This is a genomic window from Hymenobacter convexus, assembly GCF_030580955.1.
In the GTDB taxonomy this organism is placed as follows: Bacteria; Bacteroidota; Bacteroidia; order Cytophagales; family Hymenobacteraceae; genus Hymenobacter.
In genome coordinates, this window is the sequence record NZ_JAUQON010000015.1 from 83765 (window position 1) to 98841 (window position 15077).

Consider the following 15077-nt stretch of genomic DNA (forward strand, 5'->3'; position numbering starts at 1 on the left):
CTATCAATATTAGTTGCTCCTGCCCCCATGTACTTGTTTCGCGCTTCTACCTTGCCTTTGGCAAAGCAACGGCCACGCTGGTTGCTGGTATTTTTCCTGAATATTTTCCTGACTTCCGGTGCTGACGCCCAGAAGCTGAACATCCGGAACGATGCCTTCTGGAGCACCACTGACGGCCAGCCCATTTACAGCCAGGGCGGCGGAATTTTTCCCTTCAAAGACCCTAAGTCCGGGCAGGGGAAATATTACTGGTACGGCGTGCACTACCAAGAGGCCGAAACCTACCGCAACGCCCCCAACAAACCCCTGCCCCAGGCGAGCTATGAATCGGTGACGTGCTACACGTCGACCGACCTGGTGCATTGGACGTCGGAAGGCGATGCGCTGACCAAGGCCGAGGCCCTGCCCGACGGCCGCCCCACCTGGGTGGGCCGCCTGGGCGTGGCTTATTTGAAGGAAACCGGCCAGTACGCCATGCTGGTGCAGCACGGCGCGGAGGTGCTCATTGCCGTGGCCAACCAGCCGGCCGGCCCCTTCAGGTGGCACCGGAAAATCAGCATGCTGGAACGCATCGGCACGACCAACACCGGCGACCAAACCGTCTTCACCGATGCCGACACCGGCACGTCGTACCTGGTGTATTCGTACGGGCGGGGCCGCAGCAAAATCTACGTTTCCGAAATTGGCCTACGCAATGGCCAGGTGGATTTGCTTGATTGCACCAAGGTTTTTGAGGGTGCCGGCCGCGAGGGCAACTGCATGTTTAAGTACCAGGGCAAGTACTACATGGCCGCCTCTAACCTGTACGGCTGGGATGCTTCGCTGGCTTATTACCTGGTTTCCGACAACATCAGGGGACCCTACGAGCCGGCCAATAATATGCGGGTGCTGGAGGGAGGCACCGACGATTACGCCCACGTCACGCAAACCGGTTTTTTTGTGAATGTGAAAGGCAGCCGGCAAGAAACGGTGCTGTATTGCGGCGACCGATGGGCCGATTTTGCCGGCAATGGCTTGGGCTACAACCAGTGGGTACCCCTATCCTTTGCCGGGGCCACGCCGTATTTCAACTCGCTGGGGTCGTGGAATCTGGATGCCAAAACCGGCGAGTGGGAAGTGGCAGCCGACAACAACTACGCGAAGAACGGGAGCTTTGAAGCCGACCGCAAACAAATGCCGAGCCCGGTGAAGCCGGTGCAAACCTACCTGCTGGGCTGGGAAACCACCGTGCTCAAAGGCAACGCGGTTTCGCTCGACACCGCCACCTCGCCCGTGCTCAACTACAACAACACCGAAGAGGAACGAAAAAGGGTTGTCGGCGAGAAAAGCCTCCATATCAGCGACAAAGTTCCGTTCGAGCGCCGGGTGTCGCAGGTCGTCCGCTCGTCGCCTTACGTGAAGCTACCCGACGGCTTCTACACGCTCACCGCCAATATTAAGAATACGCCGGGCTTTTCCACCTTGGAAATGTATGCCGAAACCGCTGGCAAGCACTTCGCTCACAAAGTGAAGCGGGCCAACCCATACTGGACCACCATTGTGCTCCAACACGTGCCCGTTAGAGAGGGCAAAGTTGAAATTGGTTTCCGGGCCTCTGGCGCCGCCAAAGCCTCGTGCCAGGTAGACGATGTGTCGTTGGTGAGAGAGAAGTGACGGCGTTCAGCTGTCAACGCGCTTCCTGAACCGTTCTACTTCGCCGGGCTCGTCCACTTGCTATCCCGCAGGCGAAAGCGCCACGGCAGCCCCGCTGCCTCGGCCCCGGCGTACTCCAGCCCGACGCGGGCGCTAACCACCACATCAACTTCTGCCACGTCCTCGCGGTGGTCTTCAAACCAAAGCACCTCGCCCGTCACGGGCAGGCCGGTGAGAGCGGGCGTGATGCCCAGCGCCTGACTCAGCAGGCCCGGGCCGGCGGTGAAGCCGCGCTTGGGAGCAGCCAGGCCGCGGCGGCGCAGCATTTCTTCGATGCCCAGGGTGGGCTCGATGGCCCGGATGAGGACGGCGTCGGGATGGGCGGCGTCGTGGGTGGCGATGTTGAACAGCGCGTAGCGGTTGTAGACGGTGTAGATGTAGGCCGCGCCGCCGGGCACGTGCAGGCCCTGCGCCTGGTGGCGCTTGCGCTGCAGATGCAGCGTGAGGGAGTTGTCGCCTTCGTGCCGATACGCCTCGGTTTCGACGACGCGCCCGGCGGTGACGACGCCGTTGAGGTTGGTGTAGAGGTGCTTGCCGAGCAGGTCGCGGGCAATGCTAAGCACGTCGGGGCGCTGGAAAAAGGCGGCGGGCAGCTTGGAATGCGGCATAAGTTTCAGCGGACGCGGTAGCGCAGCCCAATGCTCAGCAGCCAGTTCTGCTGCTGCCACGGCAGGCGCGTGGTGGGCTGCTCGTTCACGCGCAGGTCTACGTCGGCGGCGGGCAAATCGACGGTGGCGGTGCTGCGGAACAGGAAAAACCCGCTTTCCTCGTCCACTTGCAGCTGCGTTTTGCGGCGCAGCGGCACCAGGTAGCTGGCATCGGCCACCAGTTCGTACCGGTGGCTTAATTCCAGGCCGAGGCCGATGCTGGGGCGCAGGGCATCGCTCACGGTTTGAATGCGGGCGCTCAGCTCATCGGCGCCGAGGTGGGTGCCGGCCACGCGCAGGCCGCCGTCGGGGTTGTCGAAGGAGCCCAGCGGCAGGCCCACCGTCTGGCGGAGGTAGCCCAGGCCGGCCCGGCCGTAGAGCGGGCGGTGGCCGGGGTTGAAGTTGTGCTCATAAGCTAGGCCGGCCTCCCAGCCGTCGCCCTTGAACTGCCGGTAGAGACGCTGCGTGGCTAGGCGCACCGCCAGCTTCTTCGTCAGGGCATACTGGTATTCAAACTGGGTAAAGACGGTCAAATCCTGCGCATTCACTTGGGCCGTGCGCTGCACCTGCAGGCCGTAGCCGGCCGGCGCGTACGCCACCGCCAAGCCAGCGCCGGGCACGGCCAGCGGCCAGGCGCCCAGGTGCCAGCCGTAGCTGAAGCGCTTCAGGAAGCGGTCGAAAGCGCTCAGCTGCTTCTGCTGCGGGTCGGTGCCGGCCTCGGCCGCGGGCCTGAACAGGGAGTCGGCCTGCAGCTGGCGCTTTTGGTCGAACAGGATTTTTTGCACCGCCGCCGGGGGCAGCAGTGTGGTGTGGCCCTTCCAAAAGGCCGAGTCGTAGGCCACGGTGTTGCGCAGAAACACGTCGTAGAGCTGCGCCCGCTCCACGTAGCCGGGCCGGGGCGTCTGGGCCGTGTCGATGGCCGTGGTGAGAAATTCGCCAAAGTATTTCAGCGGTGGGCCGACGGGCAGTTTGGCCGTCGTTTGCCACCACACAGTTTTCAGGTGCCAGCGGCCGGCATAGAACTGGTACGCCACGCGCAGGGCGCGCGAGTCGGCCACGTCGCGCGCGCCCCGGTTGAGGCCGGCGGGCGTGTAGTGCCACTCGGCTCCCAGAAAGGCGTAGCTGTCCTGCTCGATGTACATGCGGCCCTCCAAAGTAGCGCGGTGGTTGCCCGCCTTCGGCCCGAAGGTGATGACGTAGACCGGCCGGTCCTGAAACGTGCTGCCGGGCGCTAGGCGGTAATCATAATCTTTGAAATGGGCTGGGTCGATGAAATCTGAGCGGCGGTGCACAAAATCGCCCATGTGCGCGATGAACGGCCCGCCCGCCCAGTCGATGCGAATGGGCGTACGGTCGCGCCGCAAATCGACCTTGCGCGACTGCTTTATCTGGATTTCGCCCTCCGCCGTGCGCTTTCTGTACGACTCCTTGAAGGCCAGCACCAGCCCCTCGGCCAGGTAGCGCGGCTGCCCGGCCGGGTCGTTGTCCGACTCGCGGTAGAAGCCCGTGAGCTGGGTGGGTCGCACCGGGTAATTGCGCGGAATGCGCGCCACGGCCTCCCGTACGATGCCCAGCACCGAACCCGTCACCTGCACCTCGCCCAGCGCGGCCGGGCTGATTTTCAGCTCAATGCGCAGCTCCGGCCCCGGCAGCGGCGGCAGGGCGCGGGTGTATTTGCGGTAGCCCAGCAGGGCCACTTCCAGCCGCTCGCCCAGCAGCGCCGCCGGAATGCTCAGGGCAAAGCGCCCTTCGTCGTTGGTGCTCGTGCCGATGCGGTTGTCGGCCACGCCCACCTGCGCGTTCGGGATGGGCTGGTGGGTTTCGGCATCAAGCACTTGGCCGCGCAGCAAAACTGGCCCCTGCGCCAGCGCGGGCCCGGCTAGCAAAACCAGCCAAACCAAGTGCAATAGGCGGAGCATTGAAAGCGTTAGCAGTTTCACCATAAAATGGCTTAAGAAAGCGGATTAGCTGGGGTGGGCGGCCTTCATCCGGTACTCGCGTCGCGAAGAAACGGCCGGACTCGGACTACTTACGGTTTGGCAAATTATTCAACAACCACCGGCTTCTCAACGACGCGAATACCAGGGGCAGTATTCGGGCTGTAGATTTTTACGCTTTTCAACAACCACCGCTTTTTCGCCGTAACAATCTACTACGCAATTGCTTTACCGCACTAGGAAAATAACCGCCGCGCTGGGAGTGCTGGGCCTGGCGGGATGCCGGGCGTTCGACCCCGCGCTGCTCGCGCCCACCTCCGACCCTTTGCCCGTCCAACTGCCGCCCCTGGTGGCCGAGGTCCGGCTGCCGCATTTTTCCGTCAGCCGTGATTCTCAGGCCGTGGCCACGGATGTTCGCACCCTGTTTGGGCGCGAAGTGCGCGAGGTACTGGCCGACTCTTCCGGCGCGCCCCGGGGCTTCGCGGTGCTCACCGCCCGCCGCGTCCGCTACGGCACAGGGCCGGTTTATTCGTACATCTCGGGCCTGGCGTTTGGCGGGCTCGCCCTGTTGGGGTTGCCGATGGCCCGCTACCGGTGCGCCGTCGACGTGCAGCTCGACGTGCGCAACCAGCGCCGCGAATTGATAGGCACTTACTATGCGCAAGGGCAAGCCAAGGCCACGGCCGGCCCCTACAGCCACGCCAACTACGCCCAGCCCGAGCGGGTGCTCTACGTGCAGTGCGTCCGGCAAGGGCTGGCGCAGATTATGACGCAGCTCCAGCCCGAAATCCCCCACCTTCGGGAGGAGCTGGCGCCGTAAGGCTAGCTACCGGCCACCGCCCACTTGCCCACCAGGTACTCGGCAATCTGCACGGCGTTGGTGGCGGCGCCTTTGCGCAGGTTGTCGGCCACCACCCACATATTGAGGGTGCGGGGCTGGGTTTCGTCGCGGCGCAGGCGGCCCACCAGCACGGCGTCCTTGCCGTGGCTATCTTTGGGCATGGGGTAGCGGTTGGTGCTGGGGTCGTCCACCAGCTCCACGCCGGGCGTGTTGGCCAGGATTTCGCGCACTTCGGCCAAGTCGAATTCCTTCTCAAACTCCACGTTGATGGATTCCGAGTGGCCGCCCATCACCGGAATCCGCACGCAGGTGGCCGTGACACGGATGCTGTCGTCGCCCATGATTTTTTTGGTCTCGTTCACCATCTTCAGCTCTTCCTTGGTGTAGCCGTTGGGCTCGAACACGTCGATGTGCGGCAACACGTTCAGGTCGATGGCATGCGGGTAGGCGGGGTTGGTGGCGGGCTGGCCAGCGCGCTCTTCCAGCAGCTGGTCCACGGCTTTTTTGCCGGTGCCAGTCACGCTCTGGTAGGTGCTCACCACAATGCGCTGCACTTTGTAGGCCTTGTGCAAATCATTCAGGGCCACCACCATCTGAATGGTGGAGCAGTTGGGATTGGCAATGATTTTATCTTCCGGCGTGAGGGTGTCGGCGTTCAGTTCGGGCACCACCAGCTTTTTGGTGGGGTCCATGCGCCAAGCCGAGGAATTGTCGATGACGGTGGTGCCCACGGCAGCAAAGCGCGGCGCGTGCTCTTTGCTCACCGAGCCGCCGGCCGAGAAAATGGCAATGTCGGGCCGGGCCGCAATGGCGTCGTCCATGCTCACCACGGGGTATTTTTTGCCCAGAAACTCCACCACTTGGCCCACCGACCGGGCCGAGGCCACGGGCAGCAGCTCGGTGAGCGGAAACTGACGCTCGGCCAGCACTTTCAGCATCTCGGTGCCCACCAAACCGGTGGCACCCACAACAGCAATTTTCATGGATAAAGCAGAAATATAAAAAGCTGCCCCCTGGCGGGGGAAGCAACTGCAAATGTCGCCACAAATGGACTACTTTAGACGTCGCGTAGGCCAGCACTGCGCTTTTGAGTCGTTTGTCATCCTAAGCGTAGCGAAGGACCTTATCACGTTAGAACCATTGTGCTAGTGTGATAAGGTCCTTCGCTACGCTCAGGATGACAGGCGTTTGTCCTTCACTCCTCATTGGCTTCGATGAAACACCTTTACCTGCTGCTCCTATTGCTGCTGCCTGTTTTCGCCCACGCCCAGCTGCGCGACGATTTCACCGACGGCAACTTTACCGCCAACCCGGCCTGGGCCGGCGACGCGGCCAGCTTCCAGGTGCTCACGCAGCAACTGCAAAGCAACGGGCCGGCCGTAACGCCCACCACCATTGCCCTGAGCACGCCCTGCCAGGCCAGCACGGGCACTGTGTGGGAATTCTGGGCCAACCTGAAGCTGGCCACCAGCTCCGGCAACCTGGCCGACGTGTGGCTGATGGCCACCCAGAGCGACCTGAAAAACACCAGCAATACCGGCTACTTTATACGTCTGGGCGGTACCGACGACGAAGTGAGCCTGTTCCGCAAAGACTCGACCCGCGCCGCCGTGCTCGTCATCGACGGCCTGAACGGCACCCTGGCCAGCACCACCAACAACCTGGTGCGCGTGCGCGTGACGCGCACCACCGCCAACCGCTGGACGCTGGAGCGCGACCTCACCGGCGGCCGCAACTTCGTGGCCGAAGCCGCCCAGCCCATCGATGGCACCTACCAGCGCAGCGCCTACTTCGGCGTGTCGCTGCTCTACTCCTCGGCCAACTCGCGCAACTTTGCCTTCGACGACTTTGCCGTAACCGACGCCACCGCGCCCACGCTGCTGCGCGCCCAGCCCATCGACTCCCGTTTAGTCGACGTTGTTTTCAACGAGGCCATGGACCCGGCCACGGCCACCAACCCCGCCAACTATCGCCTGCAGAGCGGCGCCGTGCCCACGGCCGCGCGCTTCTTTTCCAGCGCCAACACCCAGACGGTGCGCCTCACTTTTGGAACCGATTTTGCGACCAGCAACGTGCTGGAAGTGCGCAACGTGGCCGACCTCTACGGCAACGTGGCCACCGGGCCGCTCACGGCTGCCTTCGCCGGGCCGCCGGTAGCGCCGCAGGTAGGCGACTTGATTATCAGCGAAATATTTGCTGATGAAACGCCGCAGGTGGGTTTGCCACTGTCGGAATACGTAGAGATTTACAACCGCAGCGTCACCAAAGTCCTTAGCCTGGCGGGCGTGAAGCTGGGCAAGCCCACGAGCACCACCACGTTTGCCGTGTTTGCCGACACGGCCAAACTGCTGCCGGGCCAGTACGCGGTGGTGTGCGGCAGCACGCGCATTAGCCAGTTTGTGCAACCCGGCATCAAGGTGTATGGGCCCACCAATTTTCCCTCGCTCAGCAACGGCGGCGACCAACTGGTGCTGCGCGGACGCGACGGTCGTACCCTATTTGAGGTGACATACTCCGACACCTGGTACCGCGACGCCAAGAAAAAGGACGGCGGCTGGAGCCTGGAAATGATTGACGCCAACAACTACTGCGCCGGCGCCAACAACTGGACGGCTAGCACCGACCCGCTGGGCGGCACGCCGGGCAAAGTGAATTCGGTGCGCGCTGCCAACGCCGATGCCACGGCCCCCACCCTGCTGCGCGCCGTGGCCCTGAATGCCACCACCGTCCGCGTCTACTTCTCTGAAAAGCTCGACAGCGCCACTGCTGCCAGTGCCGCCCGCTACGCCCTGGCCGCCCCCGGCCCGGCCGTAGCTCGTGCCGCGCCTGTGGCGCCTGATTTCCGGCAGGTGGACCTGACGCTGGCCGCCGCCCTGACGCCCAGCCGCCCCACCACCCTCACCGTGCAAACGGCCACCGACTGTGTGGGCAATGCCAGCGGCCCCTTGCAATCGGCCACGCTGGCGCTGCCCGAAGCGGCCGTGAGCGGCGACGTGGTGATAAACGAGCTGTTGTTTAACCCGCGCACCGGCGGCGTGCGCTTCGTGGAGCTGCTGAACCGCAGCACCAAGTTCATCGACCTGCAGGGCTGGCAAATCGGCAACCTCAAGCCCGATACCAGCGTGGATGCCGACGTGCTGAGCACCGCGCCGCTGGTGCTGGCGCCGGGCCAGCTGCTGGCCTTCAGCACGAGTACGAGCACCATCGTTTCGCAATACCCGACCAGCAGCGACGAGGCCAATTTGGTGCAAACGGGTGGTTTTCCGACCTTTCCGGACGCCAGCACGGCTTTGCTGTTCAACGCCACGGGCATTGAAATTGACCGCTTTGCCTACAGCAAAACCATGCACCTGAGCTTGCTGGCTTCGCAGGAAGGCGTGTCGCTGGAACGCATTCGGGCGGCGGGACTCAGCAACGGCAGCAACTTCCACTCGGCGGCCAGCGCCGTGGGCTACGCCACGCCCGGCCGGCCCAACTCGCAGGCCCAGGATGCGGTGGGCGGCGACCAGGAGTGGGCCGTGGCGCCCGAAGTTTTCACCCCCGACGATGACGGCCAGCAGGACTTTGCCACCCTCAACTACCACCTCGACCAGCCCGGCTACGCCGCCACCGTGACGGTATACGACGCCCTGGGCCGCCTCACGCGCCGCCTCGTGCGCAACGAAACCCTGCCCACCACCGGCTTCGTGCAGTGGGACGGCATCGATGACCGGGGCCACAAGGCGGCCGTGGGCTACTACATCCTGCTGGTTGAATTATTCCGCCCCAGCGGCGGCGAAAAGCGCGAATTCAAGAAGACCGTAGTGCTGGGCGCCCGGTTTTGACGCGACGCCTAGCAGGCCGCGCCGGTCATTGCGAGGGCGCAGCCCGTGGCAACCGAAGGTCAGCGTAGCTAATCCTTCCTATCAAAACCAGACACTTCCTTTTACCAGAAAGCCCCGACACTGCACAGTGTCGGGGCTTTCTGGTTGTTTAAAAAAGGGCCTTAAAACACTTAAAAAGGGCTTTATCACTTATCAGAGTTGGTCGCTGCGAACAGGACGGATTGCTTCGCTGCGCTCGCAATGACAGGCGGGGTCTTTGCCAGTCCCATTAAACCCCGCCCACTGGTTCGCGTCTTAAAGACATGAACAGCGCCCAGCAACTCCAGCACCTGTACTGGCGCGCCGGCTTCGGCCCGCGCCCCCAAGACGTGGCCGCCGGCCTCAGCCCGCGCAAGGCCCTGCGCCAACTCCTGCACGATTCGGAGAAATACGAGCCCTTGGTCGGCCCGGCCCTCAGCTACGCCGACCCGCAGGGCATGGCCATGACCGACCCGGCTTCCATCAAAGGCAACCCCGTGCCGAACGGCATGGTGACCACGCCCGACCAGCCGGCGCCTCCCGGCGCGCCCGTGCCGCCGGTGGCGCCCATGCGCCCGCGGGCGGCTTTCCGGGGCGGCACCATTGCGGCCGGCGTGCCGCGCCTGCGCCGCGCCGACCTCACGCCCGAGCAGCGCAAGATGCAGAACGAGGGCATCCGCGACGCCTTCAACAACATGAGCACGGCCTGGATGGACCGCATGGCTACCTCGCCCGCTCAGCTGCGCGAAAAAATGGTACTGTTCTGGCACGGCCACTTCGCCTGCCGCGTGCGCCAGCCCGATGCCGCCCTGAGCCTGCACAACGCCATGCGCCAGCACGCCCTGGGCAAATTCCCGGATTTGCTGCTGGCCGTGAGCCAGGAGCCGGCCATGCTACAGTTCCTCAACAACCAGCAAAACCGCAAGGAGCACCCCAACGAAAACTTCGCCCGCGAGGTGATGGAGCTCTTCACACTGGGCCGCGGCAATTACACCGAAAACGACGTGAAGGAAGCCGCCCGGGCCTTCACCGGCTGGGGCTACGACTACCAAAGCCGCTTCAAGTTCCGGGAGCGGGAGCACGACGCGGGCCCCAAAACCTTCCTCGGCAAAACCGGCAACCTGACGGGCGAGGATGTGCTGACGCACATCATGGCGCAGCCGGCGGCGGCCACATTCTTGGTCACAAAAATCTACCGCTTCTTCGTGAACGACGTGCCCAACCCGGCGCACATCGAGCCATTGGCGCGGGACTTCCGCAAGAGCGGCTACGACCTGGCCGATTTGATGGAGCGCCTGTTTTCGGCCGATTGGTTTTATGAGCCGGCTAATGTGGGCACGCACATCAAGAGCCCGGTGGAACTGCTGGCCGGCATCCGGCGCACGCTGAATGTGAAGATTGACAACAGCCAGCCACTGCTGGGCTACCAGCGCGCGCTGGGCCAGAACCTGTTTCAGCCGCCGAACGTGGCGGGCTGGCCCGGCGGCCGCAACTGGATAGATTCGTCGTCGCTGCTGCTGCGCCTGCAGCTGCCGGCCATTCTCTTCAAAAACGCTGAGTTTGCGGTAGCGCTCAAGCAGGACGAAAACGACATCGCGCCCAACATGACAAAGGCTGAGCGCACCGTGCGGCCCGGCGCGGGCGCCCACCTGCCGCTGGCACCACTGCAACAGCTGCTGGGCGCCACGCCCGCTACCCAGCAGCCCGAGAAGCTGAGTTCCTTTCTGCTGCAAGCCAACATCCGGCCCGAGAATCTGCAGTTGGTGCAGCAGGCCGCCGCTCAGAAAGAGCCCGCCGAAGCCTTGCGCGCCACGCTGGTGAGCTTGCTGAGCTTGCCGGAGTACCAGCTGGCGTAAGCTAGCTGATGATGGATTTTATGAACGTCATGCAGAGCGCAGTTAAGCATTTCGCTCGCCACTACTAATCTTTATTAACGATTGAATTGCTGCCCCACGCGAGATGCTTCGCTACGCTCTGCATGACGTGCTGATATTTTAGCTACCTCCCTTTCCACTCCTTTCGAAAACAAACTTATGGCTACCACCCGCCGCGAATTCCTCCGCAACTCTGCCCTGGCCAGCACGCTGCTGCTGGTGCCCAAGTTTCTGCACGCCCTGGACCGGGGGCCGGGTCTCGCTCAATTGCGCGACGCGGCCGGCGCCCGGCGCCTCATTGTGGTGCAGCTCGGCGGCGGCAATGATGGGCTGAACACCGTCATTCCTTATAAAAACGACCTTTACTACAAAGCCCGGCCCACGCTGGGCATCAAGGAAGCCGACGGCATTCTGGCGCTGGACAAGGATATGGGTTTGCACCCGGCTTTGAAAGGGCTGAAAGGGCTCTACGACCAGGGCCAGCTGGCCGTGCTAAACGCCGTGGGCTACCCCAACCCCGACCGCTCGCACTTCCGCTCAATGGACATCTGGCAGTCGGGCTCGGGCTCCGACCAGGTGGTGAGCACCGGCTGGCTGGGCCGCTACCTCGACTCGAACTGCGCCGACTGCCAGCGGCCCTACAACGGCCTCGAAATAGACGACACGCTGAGCCTGGCCATGAAGGGCGCCCAGCGCAAGGGCCTGGCCCTGAAAAACGCTGATAAATTCCACCAAATCACCCAGAACCGCTTCCTCTCGAAGGTGAGCAAGGAGGCCGCGCCCGAACACCACGACCAGGTGGACTACCTCTACAAGACGCTGGCCGAAACCGCGTCGTCGGCCGATTACCTGTACGACAAGTCGAAGATTTACAAGTCGACGGTAGCTTACCCAAACTCCGACTTCGGCAAAAACCTGAAGACTACCGCCGAGCTGATTAACTCTGGCGTGGAGTCGCGGGTGTACTACCTGGCCTTATCGGGTTTCGACACCCACGTGCGGCAGCAGGAGCAGCAGCAGCGCCTCTTCACCGACCTCGGCAACGGCCTGGCCGCCCTAGCCGACGACCTGCGCCAGCACGACCAGTGGGACAATACGCTAGTGCTGGTGTTCAGCGAGTTTGGCCGGCGCGTGGGCCAGAACGCCAGCAACGGCACCGACCACGGCACGGCCAACAACCTGTTTCTGGCTGGCGGCGCCCTCCAGAAAAAAGGCGTCCTCAACGACGCTCCCGACCTCGCCAACCTCGACCAGGGCGACCTGCGCCACCAGGTCGATTTCCGCAGCATCTACGCCAGCGTGCTCAAGGACTGGCTGGGGGCCGATGATGCGGCCATCCTCGGCACCGGCTTCGAGCGCATGCCGGGACTGGTATAGTCGGCTTCATCTTTCCAACTTAACCGCCCGGTTTTCTGACAGGAAGCCGGGCGGTTTTGTATGCGGTGGAGTAGCTTGCGCGCTCATCGTTTTAGCTACCCATGAATCGATTTTTCCGCGTTGTCGGCCTGCTGGCAGGCCTGGTCATTTCGCCGGCTCTCAGCCAGGCCCAAACCACCCCGGCCGCCTACACCGGTCCGCGCTACCCCGGCGGCCCCGATTCGCTGCGGGCATTGATGTACCGGAGCGCCCGGCTGTTCGGCGCCGGGCAAACCGGCCTGGCCGTGGTGCGCGTGGAGCTGAAAGACGGCCGCGAACCCATGAACCTCAAGGTGTGGGGCACCAACCCACCCGAGCTCATGCAGAATAAAGCTACCCAAGGCGCTCTGAGCTACCTGCAAACCCGCATGCTGCCCTGGGAGCCCGGCACCCCCGACCCGGATGCCAAGCCCGGCCGTGTGCCGCGCACCTTTGTCGCGCTTGATTTTTCGCTCCCGCTGGCTGCGCAACCCTATGCCTATGCCGACACTGACCCGGGTTTCCCGGATTTTGCCGCGCTCTTGCGGGCGCAGCGCAACGTCTATCTCGAGCGCGCCCTGGCCATGCCTTCCATCCTCGCCAATCTGACTTCGCCCAAAAAAGGCCTGTCGACCTACATGCAGATGCAGACGAAATACCCAGCGGAGGCGCTGCGCGCGCACCAGCAGGGCGCAGTTTACGTGTATTTTGAGGTGGCTCCCAGCGGCGCCATCGAACACGCCCAGATTATCAGTTCGGCCGGCGAGACCCTCGACGCCGAAGTGCTGCGCGTGGTGAAGACGCTGCCCGCAGCCACCGTGCCGGCCATGCTGCGGGGCCAGCCCGTGCGCATTTTCTACGTACTGCCGATGACCTTCAAAATTCAGTAGCCCTACTTACCAAACACCGCGCTGGCTAGTGCCAGCACCGCCCGGCGCGTGGGCTCGGGCTGCTCCAGGTACGAGAGGTGGCCGCTGCCTTCCAGAAACAGGGCCGAGCCCACGGGCGGCAGCGCGGCCTGGCGCACGGCATCTTCAAAATGCACGGCCACGTCGTGCTTGCCGGCCACCATCAGCACCGGGAAAGCGGCTTTGCTGAGCACGGCGGTGCGGTCGGGCCGCGCGGCCATGCCGCGCAGAGCGCCGATGATGGTGCTGGCCGGCGTGGCTTTGCCGATTTCTTCGAGCAGGCCGCGGGCGTCGGTCAGGCGGTCGCGGTTGGTGGGCGCGAACAGCGGGCGCACGAACGATTCCATGAACTTGGCCACGCCGTATTTCTCCACGAAGCCGATGTTCTTTTCGCGGTTCTGGCGCTTCTCGTCGGTATCGGCCAGGGCGGTGGAGTTGATGAACGCCAGGCCGGCCACGCGCTGGGGCCAGCGCTCGGCCAGGGCCAGGGCCACGTAGCCGCCCATGCTGTGGCAGACAAGCAGCACCGGGTGCGGGCAGTCTTTCTGGTTGAGGTAGTCGATGACGTGGCGGGCCTGGGCTTCCATCGAGAAGTCGGGCACGGGCGCCAGGTTGGTGCCGTGGCCGGGCAGGTTGGGCATCAGCAGCCGGTAATCGTCGGGGAAGGAGCGGGTGAAATCGGTCCACACCTCGCGGCTTTCGGCAAAACCGTGGAGGAAGACGATGGTGGGCAGGTTGGAGGCAGGCGTCATAAGTGACAAAAGTAGCGTTAGGCGCCGGGCTGCGCGCCGGGCGGCGGCTCCTGCCCGCCGTGCATCGATGAAGCCCGCTCAAACAGCTGCGGCTGCAGCACCACCTGCCGTTGCGAAAACGGCGCGCTACCCGCCTCTACCAGTTCCGTGAACAGGCGGAAGGCGGCCTGGCCCATCTCCTCGCAGCGCTGGTCGACGGACGTGATGTTGGGCTCTGCCACCAGCGTCAGGGCCTCGTTGCTGAAGCCCACGAGGGCCACATCCTGCGGCACACGCACGCCCCGGCTTTTGAGCAGCTGCAGGGCGCCCAGCGCGGCCGAGTCGCCGGCCGAGAACACGGCGTCGGGCGGGTTGGGCAGGGCCAGCAGCTGGGCCATGGCGGCTTGGCCGCCCTCCACGCTCATGTCGCATTCCACGATGAGGCTTTCGTCGGGCGTGGTGTCGCTGCTGCTCAGGGCGTCGAGGTAGCCCTGGCGGCGGTTTTTGTAGATATTGAGATGCTGCGGGCCGGCCAGGTGCGCGATGCGGCGGCAACCCTGCTCCAGCAAGTGGCGTGTGGCCAGAAACGCGCCCTGCTGGTCGTTCAGCACCACGGAGTTGATGTGGTCGCCTTCCAGCACGCGGTCGAAAAACACCAGCGGCACACCCTGCTTGCGTACTTTTTCGAAGTGGCGGAAGTCGCGCGTGGTGCGCGACACCGACACCAGAATGCCCGCCACCTGGGCGCTGAGCAGCGTTTCGATGTTGCGCCGCTCCTGGGCCACGTCTTCGTTCGACTGGCACATAATCACGCTGTAGCCCGCCCGGCTGGCGGCGGTTTCGATGCCGTGCACCACCGAGGCAAAAAAACGGCCTTCGATGTAGGGCACCATCACGCCCAGCAGCTTACTGCGGCCCTTGCGCAGGGCCGCGGCCAGGTGGTTGGGCTGGTAGTTGAGCTTTTTGGCCAGCTTGAGCACGGCCTGCTTGGTGGCCGGCCCGATGCTGTGGTGGTCGCTCAGGGCCCGCGAGATGGTGGTCATGGACACACCCAGCTCCCGGGCCAAATCGGCCATGGAAACGGGGCGAACAGCTTCCGAAGAAGCATCTGGACGGGGGCGACGGGCAGCCATGGGAATGCGGCGCAACGGAAACAGTTGCCCGTAAAGCTACTGCGGACGCGGTGTTAAGCAGGTATTATGAACGTCAT

At 63.9% G+C, this 15077-nt stretch carries 11 protein-coding genes; 6 read left to right on the forward strand and 5 right to left on the reverse strand.

The features are described 5' to 3' along the window. The first annotated feature begins 57 nt into the window (after positions 1–57). Positions 58–1653 (forward strand): family 43 glycosylhydrolase, encoded by a 1596-nt coding sequence (locus Q4S41_RS22915; protein WP_305033472.1) that lies wholly within the window; start codon positions 58–60, stop codon positions 1651–1653. Between the two features lie 35 nt (positions 1654–1688). Here the strand turns inward: Q4S41_RS22915 and Q4S41_RS22920 are convergent, their stop codons facing one another. Beyond that, the gene (locus tag Q4S41_RS22920; RefSeq protein WP_305033473.1) at positions 1689–2300 is read right to left on the reverse strand and encodes a DNA-3-methyladenine glycosylase; all 612 of its coding nucleotides are present in this window, start codon (positions 2298–2300) and stop codon (positions 1689–1691) included. A 5-nt stretch (positions 2301–2305) separates the two neighbouring features. Continuing rightward, on the reverse strand, positions 2306–4258 hold the full coding sequence (locus Q4S41_RS22925) for a carboxypeptidase-like regulatory domain-containing protein (protein WP_305033474.1): 1953 nt from the start codon (positions 4256–4258) through the stop codon (positions 2306–2308). A 241-nt stretch (positions 4259–4499) separates the two neighbouring features. Here Q4S41_RS22925 and Q4S41_RS22930 point away from each other — a divergent pair, with 241 nt between their 5' ends. Then, positions 4500–5096, forward strand: a complete 597-nt coding sequence (locus Q4S41_RS22930; RefSeq protein WP_305033475.1) for a hypothetical protein — start codon at positions 4500–4502, stop codon at positions 5094–5096. 2 nt (positions 5097–5098) lie between these two features. Here Q4S41_RS22930 and Q4S41_RS22935 read toward each other — a convergent pair whose 3' ends face one another. Then, positions 5099–6100 carry an aspartate-semialdehyde dehydrogenase gene (locus Q4S41_RS22935; protein WP_305033476.1) on the reverse strand — a complete coding sequence of 334 codons (1002 nt, stop codon included), beginning with the start codon at positions 6098–6100 and terminating at the stop codon, positions 5099–5101. A 231-nt stretch (positions 6101–6331) separates the two neighbouring features. Here Q4S41_RS22935 and Q4S41_RS22940 point away from each other — a divergent pair, with 231 nt between their 5' ends. The 4 genes from Q4S41_RS22940 (at position 6332) to Q4S41_RS22955 (ending at position 13118) form a co-directional block, all read left to right on the forward strand. Next, entirely contained in the window at positions 6332–8941 is a 2610-nt protein-coding gene (locus Q4S41_RS22940) for a lamin tail domain-containing protein (RefSeq protein WP_305033477.1), read from the forward strand. Positions 8942–9243: 302 nt separating this feature from the next. Next, positions 9244–10815, forward strand: a complete 1572-nt coding sequence (locus Q4S41_RS22945; protein WP_305033478.1) for a DUF1800 domain-containing protein — start codon at positions 9244–9246, stop codon at positions 10813–10815. Between the two features lie 177 nt (positions 10816–10992). Further along, entirely contained in the window at positions 10993–12210 is a 1218-nt protein-coding gene (locus tag Q4S41_RS22950; RefSeq protein ID WP_305033479.1) for a DUF1501 domain-containing protein, read from the forward strand. Positions 12211–12311: 101 nt separating this feature from the next. Beyond that, positions 12312–13118 (forward strand): energy transducer TonB, encoded by an 807-nt coding sequence (locus Q4S41_RS22955; RefSeq protein WP_305033480.1) that lies wholly within the window; start codon positions 12312–12314, stop codon positions 13116–13118. 2 nt (positions 13119–13120) lie between these two features. On the opposite strand, the gene Q4S41_RS22960 is transcribed toward Q4S41_RS22955, so the two are convergent. Continuing rightward, positions 13121–13888 (reverse strand): alpha/beta fold hydrolase, encoded by a 768-nt coding sequence (locus Q4S41_RS22960; RefSeq protein WP_305033481.1) that lies wholly within the window; start codon positions 13886–13888, stop codon positions 13121–13123. Between the two features lie 17 nt (positions 13889–13905). Further along, positions 13906–14943, reverse strand: a complete 1038-nt coding sequence (locus tag Q4S41_RS22965) for a LacI family DNA-binding transcriptional regulator (RefSeq protein ID WP_305033482.1) — start codon at positions 14941–14943, stop codon at positions 13906–13908. Positions 14944–15077 lie beyond the last annotated feature (134 nt).

Excerpts from the sequence above, each read along its gene's own strand:
- Q4S41_RS22920 (WP_305033473.1), bottom strand. The coding sequence starts at position 2,300 with ATGCCGCATTCCAAGCTGCCCGCCGCCTTTTTCCAGCGCCCCGACGTG.
- Q4S41_RS22925 (WP_305033474.1), bottom strand. The coding sequence starts at position 4,258 with ATGCTCCGCCTATTGCACTTGGTTTGGCTGGTTTTGCTAGCCGGGCCC.
- Q4S41_RS22935 (WP_305033476.1), bottom strand. The coding sequence starts at position 6,100 with ATGAAAATTGCTGTTGTGGGTGCCACCGGTTTGGTGGGCACCGAGATG.
- Q4S41_RS22940 (WP_305033477.1), top strand. The coding sequence starts at position 6,332 with ATGAAACACCTTTACCTGCTGCTCCTATTGCTGCTGCCTGTTTTCGCC.
- Q4S41_RS22945 (WP_305033478.1), top strand. The coding sequence starts at position 9,244 with ATGAACAGCGCCCAGCAACTCCAGCACCTGTACTGGCGCGCCGGCTTC.
- Q4S41_RS22950 (WP_305033479.1), top strand. The coding sequence starts at position 10,993 with ATGGCTACCACCCGCCGCGAATTCCTCCGCAACTCTGCCCTGGCCAGC.
- Q4S41_RS22955 (WP_305033480.1), top strand. The coding sequence starts at position 12,312 with ATGAATCGATTTTTCCGCGTTGTCGGCCTGCTGGCAGGCCTGGTCATT.
- Q4S41_RS22960 (WP_305033481.1), bottom strand. The coding sequence starts at position 13,888 with ATGACGCCTGCCTCCAACCTGCCCACCATCGTCTTCCTCCACGGTTTT.
- Q4S41_RS22965 (WP_305033482.1), bottom strand. The coding sequence starts at position 14,943 with ATGGCCGATTTGGCCCGGGAGCTGGGTGTGTCCATGACCACCATCTCG.